The organism is Mycobacterium attenuatum (assembly GCF_900566085.1).
GTDB lineage: Bacteria > Actinomycetota > Actinomycetes > Mycobacteriales > Mycobacteriaceae > Mycobacterium > Mycobacterium attenuatum.
This window is the reverse complement of sequence record NZ_UPHT01000089.1, coordinates 1-24,452: the sequence shown is the minus strand read 5'-3', so window position 1 is coordinate 24,452 and position 24,452 is coordinate 1. Positions and strand designations below refer to the sequence as shown.

The following is a 24,452-nucleotide window of genomic DNA, read 5'->3' as shown; positions in this document are numbered from 1 at the left end:
CGCATGGGAATCACAATTTGGGTTGAAATCGTGACCGCTGGGCGCGGTCGTGCGCTACATCCAGAGACGCCCCAGGGCTTCGGCCAGAGGTGCCGGGTCCTGCTTTTCGGTGTTGCAGCTGACGGCCACCGAGGTTCGCCGGTCGCTGCTGACGCGGAACTCGGTGACGAATCCCGCCCAACTGCCGCTGTGTTCGAGCGTGCCGTCGGCGCGCGAGAAAATGCCTGCGCCGTAGCGGTCACCGCCGCCGGGCTCGGTTTCCACCGCCCCGGCCAGCTGCTCGTCGAGCAGTTTGGGGCCACCCACGGTGCCGGTTCGGTAGTTGTCTGCCCAGCGCACCAGTTGACTGGGCGTGGTCTGGATGGCGCCGTCGCCGATCTGTTCCCACGGCGAGTCCAGCACCCGGAATTGGGAACCGTTGTCGCCCTTGTCATACGACACGGCCTTGTCGGCAATCTTGCCGACCGGATCGACCACCATGGCCAGTCCGAGCGGTTGGAAGACCTCGGTGCGCAAAAATTCCGGCAGCGGTTTGTCCGACACCCGCCGGACTATTTCACCGAGCAGCAAGTAGTTGGAGTTGGAGTATTCGAAGTGCGCGCCCGGCTTGAAACCCAGCTCCGGCGCCGCCGCCAACGCTTGCAGCGCTTGAGCCTGGGTGGTCCGGTCGGTCGATTGATAGCCCTGTTGTTCGAGCAGTCCGACGTAGTCGGGGATGCCGCTGGTCTGATGCATCAGTTCGGTCACGGTCACTGTGGCGGCCCAGTCCGGCAGGTCGGGAACGTACTGGACCAGCGGGTCGCCGAGGGCCAGCCGTCCCGCGTTGACCAGCAGCAGGATCGCGGTCGCGGTGAACTGCTTGGACACCGACGCGATGTCGAACACGGTGTCGGCGGTGATCTTGGTGCCAGTCGCCACATCCGCGATACCCCGAACTCCGGTCCAGACCACCTGCCCTTCCACGCCCACCGCGGCCGAGCAACCCGGTTCCTCGGCGTTGACGGCGCCGTCCAACACGGCCTGGCTGCGGACCTTGGCGCCGGAGTTGGCGGTGGTGGTCGCCGAGGTGGTGATCATGGAGTTGACGGAAGGCTGCTGGCCAGCGCACCCACCGAGCAGCAAGGCCACCGCCAACGCCGGCCCCCACCGGTGGCGCTTTCCGACGCGAGCCGCCCGGGTGGGGCCGGGCCTGGCCGGAATCGCGGTCGCGGAAGGAGACAGCGACACCTCAGCCTGAGCGTTCATCGCGCGCAACACGGTCGCCATATCCCCTTCGTCGTCATCACCGACCCGCCCGCTCGGACCCCGTCATCGGATGGAATCCGTTGTTCGCCGGGCCGCGGTGGCGCTATAGGCCACGGAAATCGGTTTGACTGCTTGAGCTTCAAGCGTCTGAACGGAAGAGCCGGCCCACCAGAGATCGATTCGGATCGGCTTCGCGTTCGGCGAGCATGAGTTCGATGCCCTTCTCTATCGCGGCGGCCGCACGCTCGCGGACCTTACGGGCGGCGCTGTCGTCGGCTTCGTGGCCGGCGAACTCGGTGGTGTCGATCGGCTCGCCGAACCAGTAGTACTGCCGCTCGGGGCGCGGTATCGGAGTCAGGCCCACCCCGCGAACCAGCGGCGGGCCATCTGGAGTGCCGAGCAGTTTGGCGGCCAGGAATTGGCTCGGTGCCAGCAACGGGGAATCGGTGTCGACGAGGATGTCGATACCGTGCTCGGCGCCGACCGAGGCGAACGGCACGATCGGATACCCGTGCTGAATTGCCAAGCGCGCGAACCCGAGCCGGTTCTTCCAGACCAGCTTGTACTGCTCGTTCTTGCGCTTGTTGACCTCACGGGCGCCGCCGGGAAACACCATGACGAGTTCGCCGCGGCGCATCAGTTCCGAGGCGACCTCCCGGGTGCCCTCGACAACTCCCATCCGGGTCAGCATCTCGCGCCACCCCGGAACCTTGAAGTGGGCGTGGTCGCCGAGGGACCGGACCAGTCTGCCCCGCTCCCACAGCTCGGCGGCCAGCAACGGCGCGTCGACCAGGCCGAGCGTGTTGTGGTTGCCCACCAGCAACGCGCGCTCGGTGGGCACGTTGTCCATGCCGTAGACCTTGGGCTTGATCAGCATTCGCAGCGGCTTCATGAGTCGTAACGCCGCGTCGACGTCACCTTGTGACAGCGCGGCTGGGACTGAGACGGTTTCGGCGTTCGGCGGCACATCGTGAGTATGCCCCGGCGCCGCTGCCGCGGGATTGATTTCGCGGCCGTGCCGCCGCCCGAAGCCCGTCGGAACCCCGCGTCACGGTAGGGTTACCCGTCAGCCAGGTCAGTTTTGTCGGGGCGGGAGTCGGGCATGCCGGGACGGAAGTTCTCCTTCGAAGTCACCAAGACCAGTAGCGCGCCCGCCGCGACACTGTTCCAGCTCGTGACCGACGGGGGTCGATGGTCGGAATGGGCCAAACCCATCGTCCTGCAATCGAGTTGGGCGCGCCAAGGTGATCCGGCGCCCGGCGGCATCGGAGCGGTGCGCAAGGTGGGCCTGTGGCCGATGCTGGTGCAGGAGGAGACCGTCGAGTACGAGCAGGATCGTCGTCACGCCTACCGGCTGATCGCGCCCCGGTCACCGGCCAAGGACTACCGGGCCGAGGTCGTCTTGACGCCGAATGCGTCAGGCGGCACGGATATCCGCTGGAGCGGCTCGTTTACCGAGGGTGTTCGCGGAACCGGACCGGCCATGCGGGCGGCGCTGGGCGGCGCGGTCAAGTTCTTCGCCGGCCGGCTGGTGCGGGCGGCCGAGCGGGAGTCCGGCGCCGCACAGTAGCTTTTTTTTGGGGCATGGAGCTCTGTTGGCTTGGCTCAACGACTTTCGGGCCGCGCCGTCGAACCTACCTCGTCCTGATACTTCTTGGTCATGTGCTCGATGGCCTGTAGCTGGGTGCGTGCGAGGTCGTCACGCACCTCGCCGGCGCGCGCGGCGGCGTCGAGGGTCGGTTGCGCCTGGCCTTGAAAGTGCGGCATCACTTCGGCGGCAAACAATTCCGCGGAGCGCTTGGTCGCCGCCGGGTTGGCCCACTCGTGACCCATTTGCAGCATGCACCCGAACCCGCCGGACTGATCCCACAACCGCTGCAGCTGGGCCCGCGCCCGTTCGGGAGTGCCGATCACGCCGGCCCCGTTTTCATTGATCATGTCGATCATTTCGTCGAGCCGATCCCCCGACATCGTCATCTGCGGGAAGGCGGCGATCTTCTGGAAATAGCGGAACCACGGCTCGATACCGAATTTCACGTCGGCACGTGCCTGTTCATCGGTTTCAGCGATGTGGAACGGACCGACCAGGGACCAGTTCCTGCGGTCGACGACGGTGCCGAAGGCCGCGGCACGTTCCTCGACGATGCCCCAGTGATAGGACAGCGCGTTGAAGCCCTCGATGGTCAGCGTCGCACCGATGGACAGCAGCCCGATGCCATGCTTGCCGGCCAGCCGCGCGCCGGTGGGCGACGCGACAGCGGCCACCGCCAGCGGAATGCCGGATTCGGAATACGGGGCCAGCTGCAACCTGGCGTCGAAGAGTTGATGCGTGGCGGTTTTGGCGGTCACGGTCTCCCCCGCCAGCAGCCGGACGACGATGTCGAGATTGGTTTCCAGAAGCTCCCGGGTATCGGTGGGCGTCAACCCGATCATCGCCGAATCCGTAGGCAGCGAGCCCGGGCCCATCCCACCGATTACGCGGCCATGGGTCAGGTGATCCAGCAGCATCAACCGGTCGGCGACCCAGAGCGGGTTGTGGTAGGCCAGGGAAATGACCCCGGTGCCCAGCCTGATCCGTTTGGTTCGTGCTGCGGCGGCGGCGATGAAGATTTCGGGTGAGCTGATGATCTCGCTGCCCGCCGAATGATGCTCGCCGATCCATGCTTCATCGAAACCCAGAGCGTCGAGATGTTCGACGAATTCGAGGTCGCGTTGCAGGGCCAGCGTCGGGTTGGTACCCGCGCGGTGGAACGGGGCGATGAAATATCCGAACCTGAGCTTGGCCATGTCGGTGCTCCCTTGCGATCGGCTTGAGGCGAACCTTAGCTCTTGCCGACCCCCTTGGGCCACGACGCTGAATCAGGCGAGCTTCGTCGCGTGCGGAGCGAGTCAGTGACGGTGCGCGATCACGGATAACCGCCGCAGATGTTGCCGACGCAGCCGCCACCGCCACCCGGTCCGCCGCCGCCGCCGCCAACGCCGGGAATGGTGCCGCCACCACCTCCCGGCCCGCCGCCGCCGGTGGGTCCGCCCGGAATGCTTCCGCCGCCGCCGCCGGGTCCGCCGCTGCCGGTGGGTCCGCCCGGGACGCCGCCACCACCGCCGCCGGGTCCGCCGCTGCCGGAGGGACCGCCCGGTGCCGGGGACGTTTCGGACGGCGGCATGCTGGATGGGGCGGTCGTTGTCGTCGTCGTTGTTGACGGTGTGGTGCTGCTGGTGGGGCCTTTGTTGCCGCCACCACCGCAGGCAACGGCCATCACCAACATGGCTCCCCCACCCAATACCGCGAACGCTGTCCTGACTTCGGTTCTCATCGCAACCCCACTTTCCGCTCGGTCGCCGGTGTCAAGTCCCATACCCCCAGCGGCGCCGGCGCAAACGGTACGTTCCTGCGCCGCGGAGCGGTTAACGATCACCGACGCCGGGCCGTTGACACCGATGGCCTAACCGATGGCCTAGTGGTGATTCGATCCGCCGACGCTTAGCCGTTGGTGTGGATCAAGGCCCGGTCCGGTAACGGGCATCTATCATCTGTGCTATTACCCCGAGTCGCTCGATGAATGTGCGCGCCCATTCATCGAGGTCGAACTTCATCGTTTTCCGTCACGATAGAAATTTCGGCTGTCGACGGCCAACCGCAATCCGGTGTCGCGAACTTGGGCAACACCATCTCGGGCTGGTACAACACGAGCCCGGTTGGCATCCTTACGTCGGCCTTCAACTCCGGCATCAAGAATGTCGGCCAAAATCTCGCGGGCTTCTTCCGCACCGGCACTGGGCCGTAACCGTTCAGTGGGGCCTGATCACGGCGCCACGCCGTCGGCCGATCTACCCGTCCTTGGTGATCAACTGCCGAAGCGCCACCCGGTCAGCAGTCAGCAGCTCCTCGATACGCGGCTTGTTCACCTCGGCGACGATGATCTCACCCACGTCCTGATTGACCTCGCTGAAGATGCCGTGCGACTTCATCTTTGAGGTCTGGTACTGGTTGTCCTCGGTCGGCGTCACGTAATACACGGCGTCGGCCTTGAACCGGTGCACCAGCCACAGATGGATCAGCGTCATCAGCCGCTTCTGCCGCAGCTTCTGGGCGAACGTGTTCTGGTCACGCACCGTGAGGATGCTGCGGCCGTGCCGATCCTTGATCGGGTCGAAGACGACGTTGGCCAGCTGTTCATCGTCGTTGCCGTGGATCCCGAGCTCCAGCACATCCGAGCCGGCGCGACGGGGCCGCAGTGTGACGCGCAGTTTCTCGCCGAGCTGATAGTGCTCGCTCCACAGGGCCAGCCATTCCTCTAGCAGCTTCTTGGGCACCTCGGTCTGGACCAGGTGCTGGTGCTGTGTGGAGCCCTTGCCCATCGCCTTGGTGGTGGCCGTACGCCCAGACGAGGCGGCCAGTGCCGCGTCGCTGCGCGGCCCGCCGACCAGGGTCTGCGGTGTGCGGTAGGGCGACTCGACCAGGCGCATCTTGCGCTGCAGGCGGGCCAATGCAAGCATGCCGTCCTGCTGCAGCGAGGTGGCGAATTCCTCGGCCGCCACGCCGTCGATTTGGTGTCCGCCGTAGGTGATGAAGTTGAAGACGAAGCCCATCTTGCCCAGCTCAACGGGGAACTGCTTCATCTCCTCGTCGGTCATACCGGTGGTGTCCCAGTTGAACGACGGCGAAAGGTTGTAAGCCAGCATTTGATTGGGATACTCGGCATGGATCGCCTCGGCGAACTGGCGGGCATCGGCCAGATCGGCGGTCTTGGTTTCCATCCAGAGGATGTCGGCAAACGGTGCAGCCGCCAGCGATTTGGCGATCGCATACGGAATGCCGCCACGTACCTGGTAGTAGCCCTCCGGGGTCTTGGTCAGCTCGCAGTCCCACCCCGGATCGGCGCCCAGTTCCTTGGCCTTTGTCCGGGCGGCGTAGAGCGAGGCACGACCGGCGAACGCGCGCCATTCCTCGGGACTCATGGCAGCGGATTCACCTTCGCTCTCGCCGAATGCGAGGACATCGGCCACGGCTTCGCCGTACGTCATCAGCCCCGCGTCGTCCTCCCAGGCGGCCACGAACCGCGATTCCACCTGGTCGAAGAGGTCGTCGATGGACGTCATGCCGTTTTCCCGCCAGGTGTTGACGGCATCGGTGATCACGCCCATGATCCCTTGGCGCTCGAGCCAGGCGCTGGCCGTCGCGTACTCACCCTCGGCCAGCGAGTAGAGAAGGTGACCGTTGAGTTCCTTGACGCCCAGTTCGTAGAAGCGCCGCAGCATCGCCAAGAAACACGCTTTGTACGAGGGAATGTTGAGGTTGGTGGCGCCCAGCAGGAACGGCTGGTCGCGTTCGTCGCCTCGGCTGTCGATCAGGTTGGCCGCCTCTGCGTCGGTGCGCGCGACGATAATGCCGGGCACTCCCATGACGTCGAGCTGGAATCGGGCGGCGTTGAGTCGCTTGATCTGTTCGTCCGACGGCACCAGAACCTTGCCGCCCTGGTGGCCGCACTTCTTGGTGCCCGGGCGCTGGTCCTCGATGTGGTAGCCGGGCACGCCGACCTCGACGAAGCGGCGGACCAGGTTGCGCACGTGGGGATCACCGCCGTGGCCGGTGTCGGCGTCGGCGATGATGAACGGCCGAAAGTCGTAGAGCGGGGCCGTCGCGCGCTGCTGTTCGGTCATGTGCAGCCGCAGATACTCCTGGTTGCGGTCGGCGGTCAGCAGTGCGCGCACCAGGACGGCGGCGTCGTCGGGCACTTGGCTCAGCGGGTAGCTGGCCAGGTCGGGCCCGGGATCTTCGGTGGTGGAACCCTTGGCTGAGGTTGCCCATCCGCCGAGGTAGATCGCCTCGATGCCCATTCGTTTCATGCTCACCGCCTGCCCCGGCGAGTAGGGGCCGAAGGTGGTGATGCTCTTGTTCTCGGCGAACAGTTCGCGCAGGCGCTGGTAGAAAGCCGCCGCAGCGGTGCGAGCCACGGTGTAGTCGACCGGGATGGTGCCGCGCTGCTCTACGACTTGCCGGGCAGTGTAGAGCCGGATGATTCCGGCGAAGCGCGCGCTGTCGAAGTATCGCTGAGTCTCGGCGACATTTTGCTCGAATGGTGTACGGACCTCAGCGTCCGTTTCGGCGATAGCCATGGGCTTGCGCTCCTTTGTGCGCCCGATTCCGCTGACGCACAGAGTGTATCCCTGGCTCGGGCACTTAATTCATCGGCTGACGGGTGGTTGTCCCCGGGCCGCGGTCAAGCCGATGGCTCGCAGCCGGCGACCCGGGCGTCCTGGTCGCCGCATGCCCGGCCTTGGACCGCGAGGTCACTGCGGTTGACGGCCCGCCCGCTCGCTCAGCCAATCCCGCTGGCGCCGCACGAACTCCGCATCGACGACATTGCCGTGGCCGGGGACGTAGACGGCGTCGGGTCCGCCAAGCGCCAGTAGCCCATCCAGCGTCGCGGGCCAGGCCGCGACATCGGAATCGGCGTCGATCAGGGGGTCGGCGGACTCCTCAACGAGGTCGCCGGTGAAGACCACGACCGGTTCGCCGCTACCGGCTGCACCCGGGACCACCACCACCAGGTCCGCGGTGGTGTGACCGACACCGGGGTGGGCGACCGTGACGGCGCGGCCGCCGAGATCGATTACCGCGTCGTAGATACCCCGTTGCGGCGGCCGCAAGGCGGCGATCGCGCGGTCGATCTCCGCCGCCTCGGCCCCGTATCGCAGCGCATGGGCGCGCAGCCGATCGGTCGCCGACGACAGGTAGTCGACGACCTCGGGTGCGGCGTGTATCTCGGCGCCGGTGAAGCCCGACGATCCCAGGACGTGGTCAAAATGCTTGTGTGTCAAGACAATATGTGTTACTCCGCAATGGGCGATCTGGCTGACATCGGCCTGGATCGCGGCCGCTTCAGCTAGCGTGGTGCCGGCATCGATCAGCAGGGCCGTGCCGCGGCCCACCACCAGGCCGACCGTGACGTCGCAAAACGGCAGCCGGCAGCGATGCACCGTTGCGGTCAGTTGTTCCCAGTTGTAGTGCACAGCTAGCACGTTAAGCCGCCAAGCGCAGTTCCTGCCATACTGCAAATTCACGTGGCTGCGCACCAACTGCATTACCGCCGCCTTTGCTGCCACGTGGCGACCAGCGGGTTGCGGAGGGCGCCGGACGTGGGAGTCCGGGTGTTGCAACTCGATTCGGAAGAACACGAGGAACCCAATGCGTGCAGTCGTTATCACCAAGCATGGCGACCCATCGGTGCTGCAGGTGCAGCAGCGGCCGGACCCGCCGCCGCCCGGACCCGGCCAGCTGCGGATCGCCGTTCGGGCCGCCGGCGTGAACTTCGCCGACCACCTGGCCCGGGTCGGCCTGTACCCGGATGCGCCGAAACTTCCGGCGGTGGTCGGATACGAGGTGGCGGGAACCGTCGAGGCTGTCGGGCAGGGTATCGACCCTAGCCTGGTTGGCGAACGCGTCCTGGCCGGAACACGATTCGGCGGTTACGCCGAAATAGTCAACGTTGCCGCGACGGATTCGGTGGTGCTTCCCGAGTCACTGAGTTTCGAGCAGGGCGCCGCGGTGCCGGTGAACTACGCGACGGCTTGGGCGGCGCTGCACGGATACGGGTCGTTACGCGCCGGCGAGCGGGTGCTGGTTCATGCGGCCGCGGGCGGGGTGGGCATCGCGGCCATTCAGTTCGCCAAGGCGGCCGGCGCCGAAGTGCACGGCACCGCCTCGCCGGCAAAGCACGACAAGCTGGCCGAATTGGGCGTGGATCGCGCCATCGACTACCGCCGCGACGGCTGGTGGAAGGGCCTGGGGCGGTATGACCTCGTGCTCGACGCACTCGGCGGCACCTCGCTGCGGCGGTCCTACGATCTGCTGCGCCCCGGGGGAAGGCTGGTCGGATACGGGATTTCGAACATGCAGCACGGTGAGAAGCGGTCACTGCGCCGGGTGGCTCCGCATGCGCTGGCGATGCTGCGCGGTTTCAACCTGATGAAGCAACTCGAGGACTCGAAGACGGTGATCGGTCTCAACATGCTGCGATTGTGGGACGACCGCGGCACCCTGCAGCCCTGGATCACGCCGCTTCGTGAGGCCCTGGACGAGGGCACAGCCGCGCCGATTGTTCACGCGGCCGTGCCGTTCGCCCAAGCAGCCAATGCGCACCGGATTCTGGCGGCCCGGGAGAACATCGGCAAGGTTGTCCTGGTCCCCTGAGTACTGAAATGCAGGGTGGCGGTGTCCTCTCGGGGGCGACGTCAGGGTTGTTTCAGCGCGCGCGGTGTTGGCTATGTCTTCCCCCATGGCCGTCACCGAGTCCCGCGAGCTCGTCATCGAGGCGACACCCGAAGAAATCCTCGACGTCTTATTCGACCTCGAATCGTTGCCGGAGTGGTCCTCTATTCATCGGAAGGTCGAAATCCTCGAGCGCGACGATCATGGCCGTCCGACCAAGTCTCGGCAAGAGGTCAAGATCGTCGGCGTCGGCGACGAGCAGGTGCTGGACTACTCGGTTCACGACGACGGGGTGAGCTGGACCTTGGTCAGCGCCAAACAACAACGCGGACAGCAGGGCCGCTACACGCTGATCCCGGACGGCGATTCCACGCGAGTACGTTTCGACCTCACCGTGGACCTGGTGGTGCCGCTGCCGGGATTCGTCGTCAGACGAGGCACCAAAGGCGTGATGGACACCGCGACCCGTGGCCTTCGCGATCGGGTGTTAGCGGTCAAGCGGCGCACCGGCTGAGGCCGCGCGTTCCGCGCCGCCAGGGCGCGCGGCCGTTGCGGCGGTGTCGTGAACGGCGCCGTCCCTTTGTTCTGCGAGTGCCGCGAGCGACACTGTGTTCATGAAATTCGCAGCGGGACACGCACTTAAGTCGATTGCCTCGGGTGTCAGCGGGCTGGCTCTGGTGCTGGCCCTGAGCGGTTACGGCGGCGACGGCCAGACCTTGCCATCGATACGATCGACGTCATCGACGCCTAGGTTGCTGACGGCCGGCGCGACCAAGGCGGCACCCGCTACCGGGCCGTTGACCATCAGCAGTCCCGCCTTCGCCGACGGCGCGCCCATACCGGTGCAATACACCTGCAAAGGTGCCAATCTTGCGCCGCCGTTGAGCTGGTCCGCCCCGTTGGGGGCGGCGCTGGTGGTCGACGATCCCGACGCGGTCGAAGGAAACTACGTCCACTGGATCGTGATCGGAATTCCACCCGGAGCTGGCAGCTCTGCGGATGGTCAGACTCCTGCCGGCGGGACCAGCCTGCCGAACTCTGGTGGCCAGGCCGCTTACACCGGGCCCTGCCCGCCGCCAGGCACCGGGACGCACCACTACCGCTTCACCCTCTACCAGGTTCCGGCCACGCTCCAACTTCGCGCGGGATTGGTCGGGTTAGGGGCGGCTGAGGCGATCACGCGGGCCACCACGGCGCAGGCCCAATTCACCGGAACGTTCGGCGGCTGACTGATCCGGCCTGTTACCGGTCCTCGAGAGCCTGGTCAGCGGCGGTGTAGCCGGACTGACTCCCCCGTCGACACCGAATCGTCGGCTGCTGGCAGCAACGCGACGGTAGGGCGTGCCGCCGCCACATGTGCCTGGCTGAGTGTCGAACCACCATCCGCCAAATCCGTTGCGCCTGCGGCTATTAGCTGTGGCGCCGCTATGACATACGACATACCTGTCCTTCGCGGAACTCATCGGGCCGACCTGGACGAGGCCGGGCCGCAGCCCAGTCTTACATAAAGCGACCGGGCCGATAACGGTCAGCTGCGCCCCGGTCCGTCACGACGGCTTCGACACCCAAAAGCGCTGGTGCAATACCTAAGTCACCCACCAGACGCACCAGGAGCAGCGCAGTTGATCGCATGCTGGAATCGATGTTGCGACGGGCGGTCAACTTGTGTGCTGTCTCAAGGCGCGAGCCGGATGACGCCCGGCGGTGCGGGCCGTGTCGGTGACGGTTGCACCGGGCCGGCGCCGCCGCTACCACCACTACCACCGCCGCCGCCCGCACCGCTGCCACCGCCGGCGCCGGGCTGAGGAGCATCGGCGGGAGGCTCCACGACCTCTTGTGGCGGCGACTCTTGTGGCGGCGGCACTTCTTGTGGTGGCAGCAATTCTTGTGGGGGCGGCTCGTGTGGCGGCGGCGGCGATTGTCTTGATGGCGGCGGTGTCGCCATCGGTGGGGGCGGTGTCACGATGTGCGCCGTCGGCGGCGGGGGCGCCGGAGTTTGCGGCGGACTCGGCAGCTGGGGATCCCCCTGTGCAACCGCTGTGACGGGCAACGCGATCGTGCCACGTGTGTGGCCGGCCGACCGGTCCCCGTGACGGCCCGCGACGACAGCACCGCCAGCCAGCAACGGCAGCCGCATCGCAGCGATGCCGGTCGGTCCATGCCATGCCGTCGCCATGTTGGTCATCTCTGACGCCGGCGGCGTCAGTACCGCACATCCCGCGTTGACTGTGTCTGGGGTGTACGTGGCGATCCGGCGGGCCGATTCGTTCGCTTGCGGCGCCGGAGTGGCCGCGATGGACGCAATCTTGCCTCGGTCGTACGGACAGTAGATTTCCACTGCCGCCGTGATGAATCGCGTCATGGTGGACGTGACGCGCCGCGGCGGGTATTGGCGCAGGGCGGGGTCCATGTCGTACGCGTCATTGCGCAGCCTGTCGACTATTTCGTCCACCGGCATACCGGCATCGAGTTTGCGACAAACTTTGTGGGCTGCGGCGATCACGCGGGGCACATTCGAGAGGGCGGGAATTTCTTTCTTCTCAAGCAGTGCCAGAAACTGGTCGTCCTGGTTTGGGTCGGCCGCTGCTGCGCCGCCCCGGAGAACTGCTGTGCCGGTTACCACCACGACTGCGGTAACCAGGGCGCCGACGTGACTAGTGATGCCGCTGAACATGGCAGGGGCTTCCATTCCGCTAGAGGCGTCACTTGGCGGGCTGTGGAACGCGATTTACGCCGCACGAGTGGCTGTCTGGTCAGGTTTCCCGGGATACCTCCGTATCTGTTTGTCTCCTTCGCAGCATGCCACACATATACCCCACCTGGGTAGGGGCCAAAGACCTCTAGATTGGGTCGCCACGTGGGGTCGGCTTTGCCACATCCGGCGCGATCAGCCACGTTCTACCCTGGTCAGGGTGCTATGAGTGGCGCCCACCGGCGACGGCGGCCCAATACCCGTCCCGACAGCGGTCAGACGGCGCGGCCGCGGGTGTCTCGGTCACCGACAATGGCTGTGCGGAACCGCCTTTCGGCTCCCACGGGGCGGTCTGCTCACCGGCGAACTCGAAGGAGCGTGGCAATGTCGCTGACCACCCGGCTGACCGAATTCCTCGGCATCCAACATCCGATACTGCTCGCGCCCATGGCCTTGGTTTCGGGAGGCAGACTCGCGGCTGCCGTAACGGCTGCCGGTGGTCTGGGCCTGGTCGGTGGCGGTTACGGCGAGGCCGATTGGCTGGACGAACAAATCGGCGAAACCGCTGGCGCGCGAGTCGGATACGGGTTCATCACCTGGAGCCTAGCCCGCGACCCCGGGCTGCTCGAGCACGCGCTGGCGCAGCAACCGGCGACCGTCATGCTGTCGTTCGGCGACCTGACACCGTTCGCCGAGCGCATTCGCGGCGCCGGCGTTCCGCTGACCGCTCAGGTGCAAACTCTGCATCAGGCGCGCCTTGCGCTGGCAGCCGGCGCGAAGATCATCGTCGCCCAGGGCGGCGAGGCGGGCGGGCACGGAATGGGCTCCCGGTCCACCTTCACGCTGGTGCCCGACGTCGTCGATCTCGCTGCGCAACGCTCGCCGGAAACGCTGGTGGTGGCGGCTGGCGGCGTGGCCGACGGTCGTGGGTTGGCGGCTGCGCTGGCCCTTGGGGCCGACGGCGTGCTCGTCGGGACCCGGTTCTGGGCGGCCGCCGAGGCGCTGGTGTCAGCGCGAGCCCGGCGGCGGGGTATCGCGGCCTCCGGTGACGATACCGTGCGCACCAGGATCTATGACATTGTGCGGCAGCGTGATTGGCCTGACGAATATGACGCGCGGATGGTGCGCAACGCCTTGATACAGCGGTGGCACGGCCGCGAGTCCGAATTGTCAGCTCGGTTGCCGGAGGCGGTCGACGAATTCCAAAAAGCCACTGCAGCAGAGGATTTCGACGTCATCACGGTGCTCGTCGGCGAGGCGATAGGACTGATCCGCGACGTTCGCCCTGCTGCCGACATCGTGGACCATATGGTCGGTGACGCCGCGCGAATCCTGAATCAGTAAAGCGGCGACCACGCCGATGTGCGCAGCAACCGGCTCTGCCACTGGTCGCGATATTTCAGCGCCTCGAACATGTAGCTGCCTGGCCCCCGGTGCTCCGGCGGAACATCGTTGGTCAGCAGGTGCACCAGCGTCGTGTAGTTGTGAGAGTCGTCAATCTTTTGCCACAGCATCGCTTCTCGGCGCCGGTGGCTGCCATGGGCGACCTGAAAGCAGGCCTGGGTGTGGACGACCATGCATCTGGCAAAGGAACGCGAAGTCGCCGAGGTGCTTGGCATACCCGACACGGTCACCCAGGCGGCGTTGTTCCCGGTGGCCTACATGGTCGGCACCGAATTTCGTCCCGCCGCACGGCCGCCCGTGGAGACCATCACTTATTGGGACACCTGGCACCAGCCTGCTGGAGAAAGCTGATGCAGAGCTACACCATGCGATTCCACGTCGACGCGCCCCCGCAAAAGGTGTGGCGGATACTGCACCCCCCGCGCCGCCGAATTCCCCGAGGCCGCGGGTGCTCACCTGGCCGACCGGCAGCATGCAAATCTTGCACGAAGGCGACGCGGCCGGTGCGGGGCTGGTCCGCACGTGCATCTTCGAGGTGCCCAAGTACTTGCTGTCCGGCGGCAAGGGACGCTCGTTTGAGACCGTCACGGAGGCAAAGATCAACAAGCTGTCACGGTACGTGGCGGTCGGCGCGCCGCTGTGGTCGCGCGCCGAGGGCTATCACCAACTCGACGAACAGCCCGACGGCACAACGGTGCTGACCTTCCACGAGACCTACCACGCCTACAACCCGGTGCTGCGCTTCTTTCTCGAACGCCCGGTACACGCGGCAATTTCGCGCGACAACCTCAAGACCTACGAGCATGCGCTGGGCTACGCCGGGCGGGTCACCCGGCTGGACCAGTGATCTGGCTTCCCGCTCCCGGGAAGTGCTGCGCTAACGGCGGACTCACGAAGGCGGTGATCAACGCCAAGACGGCGATGCACCAGGCCAGGACGGCGATCAACACACAGAGTGACCCCACCGCCGCCAGCCGGTCATTGCGTGTCGGCGTTTTCATTCAGGGTGACGGCGAAACTACTGGGTATGCGGCGGAATACGTCTGGCCACGCCACCCGCGAGGCGGCCCTCTTGATGCCGGTGGGTCTTCGTCGGTGCGGCGGCGTGGCGCCACCGCGGTACCGTTGGTGACCAGCACAAAGCCCACTGCAAACCACGCGAGACCTCCCACAATGAGCAGCACTGCGAGCCACATCATCATGTCCTCATTCTGTCCTCCCCTTTCCCTCCCGACCCCCTCATCACCTGTGTCGTCGACTCCAGTTACGTTGCGGCCCAACGCGGTCCCGCGACGTCACGCTCAGCACCTGCAGTGATAGTGGATAAGCCAACCCCGCTTCACGGAAACGACGATCACCGGTCGTGCGGGCTGGTGCTGCCCGCGATTCCACACGCGTCCGGTGGTCGGTCCTCGTCGGGTGATTCGATCCGTGGCGGCGGTTCGAAATTGGCTGCCCGCCCCGGTACGCTGCGGTGCTATGGGGTTGAAGGGGTTGAAGTCGCCGGTCGCCGGATTTCTCGCCGCGGGACTGATCCTGGCGGGCTGGGCCGGGTCCGCGGACGTGGCCGCCGCCGACCCGCAGCCTGCACCGCCATCCGCACCCAAGACGACCATCGACCACGACGGCACCTATACGGTGGGCACCGATATTGCGCCGGGCACCTACAGCTCCGCCGGACCTGTCGGTAACGGCACTTGCTATTGGAAGCGGCTGGGAAACCCCGATGGCGCGCTGCTCGACAACGCCCTGAGCAAAAAGCCGCAGGTGGTGCAGATCCAGCCGACCGACAAAGCATTCAAGACATCCGGCTGCCAGCCCTGGCAGATTTCCGGCGAGGGCACCGCGCCGGCCGAGGTTCCCGGCCCTGCCGCAGGCGCCCAGCTGCAAACCGATCTGGCAATCCTCAACGGGTTGCTCGGCCCGACCGGCGAACGGGTGCCTCAGTCCTGACGGCTGGGTGGTGTTGCGGTGGCTGATCACGTGCAACAGGTTGTCGTCATTGGCGCCGGCGTCAGCGGATTGACGTCTGCGGTGTGCCTGGCGGAAGCGGGATGGCCGGTACGGGTCTGGACCGCGGCGATGCCGCCGGACACGACTTCGGCGGTGGCCGGTGCCGTGTGGGGCCCGGTGTTCACCGAACCTGTTGCCAAGACGCTGTCGTGGTGCAGGCAATCGTTGCGGGTGTTTCGCGAACTCGCCGACGAACCCGGCACCGGGGTTCGCATGGCCCCGGCGCTGACCGTCGGTGACCTAGCCGTCGGCGCCGAGCTGCCGCCTCAGGTCGCGTTGATCCCTGATCTGCGGCCAGCTGATCCGGCCGATCTGCCCGGGGGCTTTACGACCGGGTTTCGCTCCACCCTGCCGATGATCGACATGCCTCAGTACCTGAACTACCTGACCAGGCGGGTGGCCGCTGCCGGCGGCGAGATCGAGATCCATCCGGTGCGGTCGGTGGCCGAGGCCGCCGACGCCGCGCCGGTCGTGGTGAACTGCTCCGGTCTGGGCGCCGCGAAACTGACCGGTGACGACACGTTGCGGCCGCTGTTCGGCCAGCACGTTGTGGTGTCCAATCCCGGCCTGCAGCAGATATTCCTGGAACGCAACGACGCCCCGGAATGGGTCTGCTACTTCCCCCACCCGCAGCGCGTGGTCTGCGGCGGCATCAGCATTGCCGGCCGCTGGGACAAGACTGCCGACCCCGAGGTGACCCAACGAATCCTGCAGCGCTGCCGTCGGATCGAGCCCCGGCTCGAGGAGACCCCGGTGATCGAGACGATCACCGGGCTGCGTCCCGATCGCCCGTCGGTGCGGCTGGAATCCGAGCCGCTGGGCCGGGCGCGGTGTATCCACAACTACGGTCACAGCGCCAACGGCGTAACGCTGTCTTGGGGTTGCGCGCGGGAGGTGGCGCGCCTCGTCGGCGCGCAATGAGCGTCAGGCCGGCGGTGAGAGCGCGTTTTCTACCGACGTGTACATCGGCAGCAGGCGCCCTAGTCCGCATGCCGCGATGGTGCGGGCGACGATTGGCTGGTTGCTGACCAGCCGCAGGCTCACGCCACGACGGCGGCACCGCACTGATTCCTGCGCCAACACCGCGTAAGCGCACGACCCCATGAACTCGAGATCGCGGACGTCGATGACGAACGGACCGGGAGTGATGGCGATGGCGGCACTGCGGGTCACCAACCGTTGCCACACTGTCTCGTTGCTGGCATCGATGTCGCCACCGACATGGACGACTACCGCCGAGCCGGTGGATTCGGTGACCGCCCGCAGACCGCTTTGCGCATCACCTAGTTGCAAACTCAGCCGCGTGCTTGCGGGACCGGAGGATGCTCCGAGCGCGACAGTGTCCATCTTGTGCAACGTCCCGTCGTCGTGAGGTGGTATGTGGTGCAGTCCCGGCTGTCGGAAGGTGCGCGGGTGATCGTCCTGGCTAAGAGTGCCCGTTATTACAGTGGTAGTAAGCATATGTGTAACAGATCCTGAAAACGAAGGATGTCTAAAACCAAATTTTGCGTAATTCACGGCGACGCCGGTGCGGTGAACGACGTTCTCGACTGCGCGGCCCCACCCGGTCCCGGCGACGTCACTACCGTCTGATCAAAGCTTGCTACTGCTAAGAGAAACCGGCCAATAACGCGGTGAGCATCGATTACACGCTGCACGACCAGCTCGACCACATTGTCACCATCACCATCAACCGGCCCGAGGCGCGCAACTCTCTCGACATGGCGCATTTTCGCGATCTTGCGCGCGCTTGGGCAGCCTTTCGCGATGACGCCAATGCCTGGGTTGCCGTCGTCACCGGCGTTGGGCGCGACTTCTGTACCGGCGCCGACCTCAAGAGGTTCATCCCCGAGCTCACCGGTGATCTCCCTCGGCCCGACGGGTGGAACAAGGATGACGCGATCCATGCCGTCTTGCATCGCTTCCCGGTCTACAAGCCGATCGTCGCCGCGGTGAACGGCACGTGTGTGGCGGGCGGCTTCGAAATGCTAAGCCTGACCGACATCCGGGTGGCTGTGCCCGAGGCACGGTTCGCGGTGATGGAACCCAAACGAGGACTCTTTGCGGGCGGCGGTACCACCGTGCGACTGCCGCGCCAGATTCCCTACGCGTTTGCCATGGAGCTGCTGCTGACGGCCGACCTGCTGGACGCGCAGCGCGCCCTGGCGATGGGGCTGATCAACCGCGTGGTCGCGGCGGACCGGCTGATGGACACCGCTTATGACTACGCCGCGCGGATCGCCGCCAACGCGCCGCTGGCGGTGTCGGCAACCAAGCAATCCGCCGTCGAAGGCCTGACGTTGGATCTGGAGTCCGCATACGACAACGAGACTCGCCACAGCAACCGAATCTTCGACACCGAGGACGCCAAAGAAGGGCCGCGCGCGTTTGCCGAGAAGCGACCGCCACGGTGGCGGGCGCGCTGACCGGTCGGCTAACCGCGACTGCGCGCGGCGCGGCGAGTCAGCAGCGACAGTAGCCAGCTCACGATGGACAACAGGATTGCCGCCCAGATCGCGCTCCACCAGAAATGGTCGATCTGCAGGCCCCAATGCGTGGTGTCCCTGGTGATCTGGGCGGTGATCCACAGCATGAACGCATTGATCACGATGTGAAAAAGACCCAGGGTGAGGATGTAGAGCGGGATCGACAGGAATTGCACGATCGGCTTGATGATCGCATTAACCAATCCGAAGATCACCGCGACGACGAAGATGATGATGACCCGCTGCAGCGTCGTATCACCGCCGACAAAGCGCACCCCCGGAATGCACAGGGTGACCACCCACAGCGCAAACCCCGTCAACGCCGCACGAACCAGAAAAGGGCCCATGCGCCGATCCTGCCATTAATTCAGCGCGTAGAAGCGCTGGGCGTTGCGCCCGCCGATCTTTTCCCGCGACTCTTCGCTGATGTCGGAGCGGGTGCGCAGATGCTTGGTGCTCTCCGGCCATTCGCCGTCCCAGTGCGGGTAGTCGCTGGCGAACATGATGAAGTCGTCGCCGAGTACGTTGATCACACCCGGCAGGATCGGCTCCTCCGGCTCACAGGTCACCCAGATATTGCCGGCCCGCCAGTATTCATGGGGGTCGTGGCGCCACCCGCCCTCGATCCAGTCGCCGCGCTTCTCGTAATGCTCGTGCAGGCGGTCGATGAAGAACGGCACCCAGCCTGCGCCCGCTTCGAGGAAGGCGACCCGCAATTGGGGATGGCGTTCGAAGACGCCGCCGGAAACCAGCGCGGTCATCGCCGTCATCTGATCGAACGGAAAGCTGATGCAATGCACCTGGATGTAGTTGGTGAAGCGGTCCACGCCGATCTTGGGCAGATGGATACCGGGGGCGCCGTGAATGCCGAGCGGCATCTGCAGTTCGGCGGCGGCGGCGGCGTAGAACGGGTCGAGGTCAGGATGGTCGAGGTTGCGCGTCTTGAGTGCCGGCGGCACCAGGGTGGCGACCAGCCCGAGCTCTTTGGCTTCGGCCATGACGTCGATGGCCACCTGGCCGTGTTCGATCGGGGTCACGGCCACCCCGCGCAGCCGGCCCTTGGACGGCGCACAGAAATCGGCGATCCACTGGTTGTACAGACGTGCGAAACCCACTGCGAAATCCGGGTTTTCCAGGCTGGGCACGCATAATCCGAGGCTGGGATACAGCACCATCGTGTCGAGGTGATCGCGGTCGGCGTCACCGAGCACGCCGTCGGTGGTCGCGGTGTGGAGGTCGGCTGCCGTGGTGATCCCGTGCTGCGGCGGGCAGCCGGCGCCGGGTCCCGTGTCCTCCGGGTAATTACGGCCTTCGATTCGCAGTCCGGGCCGCCCGTCGCTGCTGGGTTGGACGTACTGCGGCCAGCGCTTGAGTGCTTCGACAGCCAGCGACGGGTTTTCGGCGACGTGTCCGTCGGCATCGATGATTCGCATGTCTTTCGAAGTTACTCGCGTGCCTTTCATACCCCAAGGTGCGCGGGATGGGACCCGTGCTGCACGATGCTGACGTGATAACACCGTCGTTGACCGTTGACCAGCGAAATTCGTTCATTGCGGCGTTCCTGGGGTGGACGATGGACGCCTTCGACTACTTCATCGTGGTGCTGGTCTATGCCGACATCGCAAAGACCTTCCACCACACCAAGACTGAGGTCGCGTTCGTCACGACGGCCACTCTGGCCATGCGCCCCGTGGGTGCGCTGCTGTTCGGGCTGTGGGCCGACCGCGTGGGCCGGCGGATCCCGCTCATGGTCGACGTGACGTTGTATTCGGTGGTCGGATTTCTGTGCGCATTCGCGCCCAACTTCACCGTGCTGGTGATCCTGCGTCTGCTGTACGGCATCGGCATGGGCGGCGAGTGGGGGCTGGGTGCGGCGCTGGCCATGGAGAAGGTTCCGGTCGGTCGGCGCGGCTTCTTCTCGGGCCTGTTGCAGGAGGGCTACGCGTTCGGCTACCTGCTGGCCACCCTGGCCTGCCTGGTGGTGATGAACTGGCTGGATCTGTCGTGGCGCTGGCTGTTCGGTCTTTCCATCATCCCGGCGCTGATCAGCCTGATCATCCGCTACCGGGTGAAGGAATCCGAGGTGTGGGAAGCCGCGCAGAGCCGAATGCGGCTCACCAAGACCCGGATTCGCGATGTGCTGCGCAACGCGCGGATCATCCGCCGGTTCTTTTATCTGGTATTGCTGATGACCGCCTTCAACTGGATGAGCCACGGCACCCAGGACGTCTACCCCACCTTCTTGACCGCGACCACCGACCACGGGGCGGGGCTGTCGACCGTGACCGCCCGCTGGATCGCGGTCGTCTACAACGTCGGCGCCATCATTGGCGGGCTGGTGTTCGGCACGCTGTCACAGCGATTCGGCCGCCGCTACACGATCGCGTTCTGCGCGGTGTTGGGGCTGCCGGTCGTCCCGCTGTTCGCCTACTCCCAGACCGCGGCGATGCTGTGTCTGGGTTCGTTCCTGATGCAGGTCTGCGTGCAGGGCGCCTGGGGGGTGATTCCCGCGCACCTGACCGAGATGTCGCCGGATGCCATTCGCGGCCTGTATCCCGGCGTGACCTATCAGCTCGGTAACCTGCTGGCGGCGCTGAACCTGCCAATTCAGGAACATCTGGCCGCATCGCACGGGTATCCGTTTGCGCTGGCGGTGACGATCGTGCCGGTGTTGACCATGGTCGCGATCCTGGCCATGGTCGGTAAGGACGCCACCGGCATCCGTTTCGGCACTGCCGAAAGTGCGCTTGTCCCAACGCAAGCCGCGTAGGCTACGGGGCACTCAAAGTCCGGCGCAGCAGGTGCATGGCCACGGTCGTCGAGCGTTCGCGGATGTCGGACCGGTTTCCGGGCAGCCGCAGCGTGCGGGTGCGGGTGCGGCCGTCGTCGAGCAGCACGGTGAAGCACACCGTTCCCACCGGCTTTTCCTGCGTTCCCCCGCCGGGTCCGGCGATCCCGGTGATCGCGACGGCGGTGTCGGCGCCGAAACGTTGCAGCGCACCCGCCGCCATCGCCTGGGCCACCGGTTCGGACACGGCGCCGTGCGTCTGGATCAGTGCGGCGTCGACGCCGAGTAGTTCTGTTTTCGCGTGGTTGGAATAGGCGACCACGCCACCGGCCACGTAGTCCGACGAACCGGGACGGTCCGTCAGCCGTGCCGAAAACAGCCCGGCGGTGCAGGATTCCGCGGTGGCTATCCACCGGCCGGCCAGCATCCGGGCGACCACATCGTCGACCTGGGAGCCGTCCTCGGAATAGATCTGGTGGCCATGCTTGTCCCGCAGCAGCTTGGTCAGCTGCGCGTACGCGTCGGCGTTGGGCGGCTCATAGCGGGTGACCATCTCGATCTCCCCGCGGCGCAGGCATGTGGTGACCTCGAGCCGGTCGTAGCCGGGAATGGATGTGTGGGCGGTACGCAGGGTCTCGGCAAGGCCGGATTCGGGCAGGCCGAACATGCGAATAGTTGCCTGGTGGTAGGTGGTTCGGCCGGCGATTGCCTGTTGGGCCGCGGGTGTCTGAATTGCCTTGCCCCACATGGGTTGAAGCTCGCGCGGAGGTCCTGGGAGCACGATCACCGCCGGCTTTCCGGGCACGACGACACCCGGTGCGGTGCCCACCGGGTCGAGCACCTGCGCGCCGGCCGGGATCATGGCCTGCTTGCGGTTGGCGGCCCGGACGGCCTCGAAGTCGCCTTGGTCGAAGTGGGCCATGAGCTTCTTGAGGATGTTGGCGATCGTGTTCTCGACCGCAGCGTCCAGGACCAGCTCGCGGCCACAAAAACGGGCCACCACCTCGACCGTCATGTCGTCGGCTGTCGGGCCCAGGCCGCCGCTGGTGACGATCAGATCGACGCCCTGGTCGGCCAGGAACCGCAGTTGCGCCTCGATGTCAGCGGAACGGTCGCCGCAGATGGTGATGTGAGCCAGTTCGACCCCGAGCTCCAGCAGCCGATCGGCGATCCAAGGACCATTGCGGTCTTGCACTCGTCCGGTGAGGACTTCGGTTCCGGTAACGACGATGCCCGCGCGTGCGCTCACCGGGATGAGCCTACGCATCGCGCCATTATGGCCGAACGGCGACGAGTCGCCTACGGGCGGAGCGCGCCGGTGACCTGCAGCCCCGGTTTAGGGGGTTGTGCCGGGGGTGCCGGGCGTGCCGGCCACGCCGCTGGGGCTGCCCCCTTGGGTGAAGTTGCCGGGGTCACCGCCCTGGCCGTTTGCGCCGTTGGTGCTGCCGTCGCCGCCAAGCCCGCCGTTGCCGCCGTCGCCGCCGTCGCCGCCGTCGCCGCCCTTGCCGCCGGCCGTACCCGCGGCGGTGGCGCTGAAGCCGTCGCCGCCGTCGCCGCCGTTGCCGAAGGGGCCGATGGTGTTGCCGCTTTGGCCGTGGATTCCGGCATTTCCGCCGGGGGCGCCGGCGGTGGTACCGGGCTGGCCGCCGATGCCGCCGACGCCGGTGTCGCCCGGGCTGCCACCGTCGCCGCCGCGACCGCCATCGGGGGTGGTTGCGCTTCCGGGGGCGCCCTTTCCGCCGTTCCCGCCGTTGCCGGCGAAACCGCCGTCGCCGCCGTCGCCGCCGTTGCCGTTGAGCCCGGTAACGCCTAGCCCCTGAGGTGTGCCGGCGTTGCCGCCGTCGCCGCCGTCACCACCCAAGCCGCCGCCCCCGCCGTCGCCGCCGGCGCCGCCCTTGGCACCGGCTGTCGTCGGGCTGAAGCCGGTGCCGCCGGTACCACCGGTGCCGCCATTGCCGCCGGTGCCGCCGTCGCCGCCGCTGCCACCGTTGCCCGACGTCGTCCCGCCTAGGCCGCCGTCGCCGCCCCGGCCGCCGGCGCCACCGTGTATGCCGATGTCACCATCGCCGCCGTTGGGATTGCCAACGCTGCCGGGGGTACCAGCCGTGCCGCGTACCCCGTCGGCGCCGTCGCCGCCGTTGCCGCCGTTGCCGCCGTTGCCGACGAACGTGCCGTTGCCGCCCTTTCCGCCGTCGCCGCCCTTCGCGCCGGGGACGGTGCCGAGTCCGGCGTTGTAGCCGTTGCCGCCGTTGCCGCCGTCGCCGCCGCTGGTGGGAAGATTGCCCAGACTGCCGTCATCCCCCGACTTGCCCGGGAAGAATGTGTCTGCGCCGCCGGCGGCACCGCCGTCGCCGGGAAGTCCTTCGACGCCGTGCTCGCCGCCGTTGCCGCCGTTGCCGCCCGTTGAGCTGGTGGCGTTGCCAGGTGCGCCGTTGCCGCCGTGGCCCCCCTCACCGGCGTCACCGCCGTTGCCGCCGGTGCCGCCATTGCCGCCGATGCCGTGGCTACCGCCGATGGCGTCGCCGCCGCGGCCGCCCATCCCGCCTCGGCCGCCTTTGCCGCCGGTACCGCCGGTCCCGCCGTCGCCTCCGGTGGCACCGGGCACAGCGCCTGTGCTGGCGTTATAGCCCTTGCCGCCGGTGCCGCCGGTGCCGCCGGGGCCGCCGGGGCCGCCGTCGCCGCCGTTGCCGCCGTTGCCGCCGTTACCGACCGGGTTGCCGGCGTCGCCGCCCGCGCCGCCGTTGCCGCCGTTGCCGCCGTCGCCGCCGTTGCCGGTGGTCCCGGCATTGCCGCCGTCGCCGCCGAAGCCGCCGTCCGAGGCCTTACCCAAGGCTGCGCCGCCGTCGCCGCCCTTGCCGCCGTTTCCGCTGCCCAGAGCGGCGCCGCCTTTGCCGCCCTCACCGGCATGGGCGCCGTCTCCCAGTGCGTACCCGCCCTCGCCGCCCTGACCGGCGGTGCCGGTGCCCAGGGACGCGCCACCCTCGCCGCCGTCACCGGCAAAGGCGCCAGGCGCGTGCGCGTTGCCTCCTTTGCCGCCGGTGCCCCCGATACCCGCGTCGACGCCGGGTCCGCCGGGGCCGCCGCGCTCGCCGTTGCCTGCGTCCTCGCCGCCATCGCCACCGGCACCGCCGGAACCGCCATCGCCGGGGCCGTCGTGACCGCCGCCACCGGCCCCGCCCAGCCCGCCGTTGCCGTAGCGACCGCCCTTACCGCCCGGGCCGCCGTCGCCGCCAGGCGTACCGGGTGCTGCCGAGGCGTCGCTGCCGGCGTCATACCCCGCACCACCGGGGCCGCCGTTTCCGCCGCTGGTGACGGGTGTGCCAGCAGCACCGTGGGAGCCCGGGCTGGCCCCGGTGCCGCCGTTGCCGCCAGCACCCACGCTGCCGGGGTCGCCGCCGTTGCCGCCTGCCCCGCCGGTGGTATGGGTTGAGTCGCCCGTCGCGCCGGGGCCGCCGTCACCGGGCGCCCCGGCGTTACCACCGGCACCGCCATCGCCGCCGTCGCCGGTGGCACCGACCTGGCCGAACAACAGGGAACCCGTGCCGCCGGCACCACCGGCACCACCGACGCCAACGGCAACGGAACCGCCGGCGGCAATGGCGGTACGGGAGG

At 67.1% G+C, this 24,452-nt stretch carries 21 protein-coding genes and 5 pseudogenes; 12 read left to right on the top strand and 14 right to left on the bottom strand.

Features of this window, described 5'->3' with window-relative positions; translation table 11 throughout:
• Positions 1–54: 54 nt before the first annotated feature.
• Together EET13_RS14945 and EET13_RS14940 are read right to left on the bottom strand one after the other, a co-directional pair.
• Entirely contained in the window at positions 55–1,266 is a 1,212-nt protein-coding gene (locus tag EET13_RS14945; protein WP_244603916.1) for a serine hydrolase domain-containing protein, read from the bottom strand.
• 118 nt (positions 1,267–1,384) lie between these two features.
• The gene (locus tag EET13_RS14940; protein WP_244603919.1) at positions 1,385–2,137 is read right to left on the bottom strand and encodes a lysophospholipid acyltransferase family protein; all 753 of its coding nucleotides are present in this window, start codon (positions 2,135–2,137) and stop codon (positions 1,385–1,387) included.
• Between the two features lie 210 nt (positions 2,138–2,347).
• Here EET13_RS14940 and EET13_RS14935 point away from each other — a divergent pair, with 210 nt between their 5' ends.
• Entirely contained in the window at positions 2,348–2,815 is a 468-nt protein-coding gene (locus tag EET13_RS14935) for an SRPBCC family protein (protein ID WP_122443022.1), read from the top strand.
• A 35-nt stretch (positions 2,816–2,850) separates the two neighbouring features.
• Here EET13_RS14935 and EET13_RS14930 read toward each other — a convergent pair whose 3' ends face one another.
• Together EET13_RS14930 and EET13_RS30375 are read right to left on the bottom strand one after the other, a co-directional pair.
• On the bottom strand, positions 2,851–4,032 hold the full coding sequence (locus tag EET13_RS14930) for an LLM class flavin-dependent oxidoreductase (protein WP_122443021.1): 1,182 nt from the start codon (positions 4,030–4,032) through the stop codon (positions 2,851–2,853).
• A 119-nt stretch (positions 4,033–4,151) separates the two neighbouring features.
• Positions 4,152–4,559, bottom strand: coding sequence for a hypothetical protein (locus tag EET13_RS30375; RefSeq protein ID WP_168990788.1), 408 nt, complete (start codon positions 4,557–4,559; stop codon positions 4,152–4,154).
• 315 nt (positions 4,560–4,874) lie between these two features.
• Here EET13_RS30375 and EET13_RS32810 point away from each other — a divergent pair.
• Positions 4,875–5,030 (top strand): annotated as a pseudogene (locus tag EET13_RS32810) (hypothetical protein); the annotation flags it as partial.
• 43 nt (positions 5,031–5,073) lie between these two features.
• Here EET13_RS32810 and aceA read toward each other — a convergent pair.
• On the bottom strand, positions 5,074–7,362 hold the full coding sequence (aceA, locus tag EET13_RS14915) for an isocitrate lyase ICL2 (RefSeq protein ID WP_122443019.1): 2,289 nt from the start codon (positions 7,360–7,362) through the stop codon (positions 5,074–5,076).
• 174 nt (positions 7,363–7,536) lie between these two features.
• The gene (locus EET13_RS14910; protein WP_122443049.1) at positions 7,537–8,259 is read right to left on the bottom strand and encodes an MBL fold metallo-hydrolase; all 723 of its coding nucleotides are present in this window, start codon (positions 8,257–8,259) and stop codon (positions 7,537–7,539) included.
• Between the two features lie 175 nt (positions 8,260–8,434).
• On the opposite strand from EET13_RS14910, the gene EET13_RS14905 reads away from it, so the two are divergent.
• The 3 genes from EET13_RS14905 to EET13_RS14895 all read left to right on the top strand — a co-directional run bounded on the left by EET13_RS14905 (position 8,435) and on the right by EET13_RS14895 (position 10,686).
• Positions 8,435–9,439 carry a zinc-binding dehydrogenase gene (locus EET13_RS14905; RefSeq protein WP_122443018.1) on the top strand — a complete coding sequence of 335 codons (1,005 nt, stop codon included), beginning with the start codon at positions 8,435–8,437 and terminating at the stop codon, positions 9,437–9,439.
• Between the two features lie 85 nt (positions 9,440–9,524).
• Entirely contained in the window at positions 9,525–9,971 is a 447-nt protein-coding gene (locus tag EET13_RS14900; protein ID WP_122443017.1) for an SRPBCC family protein, read from the top strand.
• 100 nt (positions 9,972–10,071) lie between these two features.
• On the top strand, positions 10,072–10,686 hold the full coding sequence (locus EET13_RS14895; protein ID WP_122443048.1) for a YbhB/YbcL family Raf kinase inhibitor-like protein: 615 nt from the start codon (positions 10,072–10,074) through the stop codon (positions 10,684–10,686).
• 35 nt (positions 10,687–10,721) lie between these two features.
• On the opposite strand, the gene EET13_RS14890 is transcribed toward EET13_RS14895, so the two are convergent.
• Entirely contained in the window at positions 10,722–10,898 is a 177-nt protein-coding gene (locus EET13_RS14890; RefSeq protein WP_122443016.1) for a PE family protein, read from the bottom strand.
• 234 nt (positions 10,899–11,132) lie between these two features.
• Positions 11,133–12,131 (bottom strand): DUF732 domain-containing protein, encoded by a 999-nt coding sequence (locus EET13_RS14885; protein WP_122443015.1) that lies wholly within the window; start codon positions 12,129–12,131, stop codon positions 11,133–11,135.
• Positions 12,132–12,533: 402 nt separating this feature from the next.
• On the opposite strand from EET13_RS14885, the gene EET13_RS14880 reads away from it, so the two are divergent.
• A complete protein-coding gene (locus EET13_RS14880; protein ID WP_122443014.1) occupies positions 12,534–13,493 on the top strand; it encodes an NAD(P)H-dependent flavin oxidoreductase in 960 nt (319 codons plus the stop codon).
• Here the strand turns inward: EET13_RS14880 and EET13_RS14875 are convergent.
• Positions 13,487–13,726 carry a hypothetical protein gene (locus EET13_RS14875; RefSeq protein ID WP_244603915.1) on the bottom strand — a complete coding sequence of 80 codons (240 nt, stop codon included), beginning with the start codon at positions 13,724–13,726 and terminating at the stop codon, positions 13,487–13,489. The genes EET13_RS14880 and EET13_RS14875 overlap by 7 nt on opposite strands.
• Between EET13_RS14875 and EET13_RS14870 the strand changes: the two are divergent.
• The 4 genes and pseudogenes from EET13_RS14870 to EET13_RS14855 form a co-directional block, all read left to right on the top strand.
• A pseudogene (locus EET13_RS14870) lies at positions 13,713–13,904 on the top strand (nitroreductase family protein); the annotation flags it as partial. The gene EET13_RS14875 and the pseudogene EET13_RS14870 sit on opposite strands and share 14 nt — an antisense overlap.
• A pseudogene (locus EET13_RS14865) lies at positions 13,904–14,400 on the top strand (SRPBCC family protein). The pseudogenes EET13_RS14870 and EET13_RS14865, both read left to right, overlap by 1 nt.
• 632 nt (positions 14,401–15,032) lie before the next feature.
• A complete protein-coding gene (locus EET13_RS14860; protein ID WP_122443013.1) occupies positions 15,033–15,506 on the top strand; it encodes an Rv1352/Rv1906c domain-containing protein in 474 nt (157 codons plus the stop codon).
• An 18-nt stretch (positions 15,507–15,524) separates the two neighbouring features.
• Positions 15,525–16,487, top strand: a complete 963-nt coding sequence (locus tag EET13_RS14855) for an FAD-dependent oxidoreductase (RefSeq protein ID WP_122443012.1) — start codon at positions 15,525–15,527, stop codon at positions 16,485–16,487.
• Here EET13_RS14855 and EET13_RS14850 read toward each other — a convergent pair.
• Positions 16,484–16,913 (bottom strand): annotated as a pseudogene (locus EET13_RS14850) (anti-sigma factor antagonist); the annotation flags it as partial. The gene EET13_RS14855 and the pseudogene EET13_RS14850 overlap by 4 nt on opposite strands.
• A gap of 287 nt (positions 16,914–17,200) precedes the next feature.
• Between EET13_RS14850 and EET13_RS14845 the strand changes: the two are divergent.
• A complete protein-coding gene (locus tag EET13_RS14845) occupies positions 17,201–17,992 on the top strand; it encodes an enoyl-CoA hydratase/isomerase family protein (RefSeq protein ID WP_122443010.1) in 792 nt (263 codons plus the stop codon).
• An 8-nt stretch (positions 17,993–18,000) separates the two neighbouring features.
• Here EET13_RS14845 and EET13_RS14840 read toward each other — a convergent pair whose 3' ends face one another.
• Together EET13_RS14840 and EET13_RS14835 are read right to left on the bottom strand one after the other, a co-directional pair.
• Positions 18,001–18,399, bottom strand: coding sequence for a phage holin family protein (locus EET13_RS14840; protein ID WP_122443009.1), 399 nt, complete (start codon positions 18,397–18,399; stop codon positions 18,001–18,003).
• A gap of 15 nt (positions 18,400–18,414) precedes the next feature.
• Entirely contained in the window at positions 18,415–19,485 is a 1,071-nt protein-coding gene (locus tag EET13_RS14835) for an amidohydrolase family protein (protein WP_122443008.1), read from the bottom strand.
• A 74-nt stretch (positions 19,486–19,559) separates the two neighbouring features.
• On the opposite strand from EET13_RS14835, the gene EET13_RS14830 reads away from it, so the two are divergent.
• Positions 19,560–20,822: a sialate:H+ symport family MFS transporter gene (locus EET13_RS14830; protein WP_122443047.1), complete on the top strand. Its 1,263-nt coding sequence runs from the start codon at positions 19,560–19,562 to the stop codon at positions 20,820–20,822.
• A gap of 1 nt (position 20,823) precedes the next feature.
• On the opposite strand, the gene EET13_RS14825 is transcribed toward EET13_RS14830, so the two are convergent.
• Together EET13_RS14825 and EET13_RS30370 are read right to left on the bottom strand one after the other, a co-directional pair.
• Positions 20,824–22,089, bottom strand: a complete 1,266-nt coding sequence (locus EET13_RS14825) for a competence/damage-inducible protein A (protein WP_483237964.1) — start codon at positions 22,087–22,089, stop codon at positions 20,824–20,826.
• 87 nt (positions 22,090–22,176) lie between these two features.
• Positions 22,177–24,452 (bottom strand): annotated as a pseudogene (locus tag EET13_RS30370) (PE family protein); the annotation flags it as partial.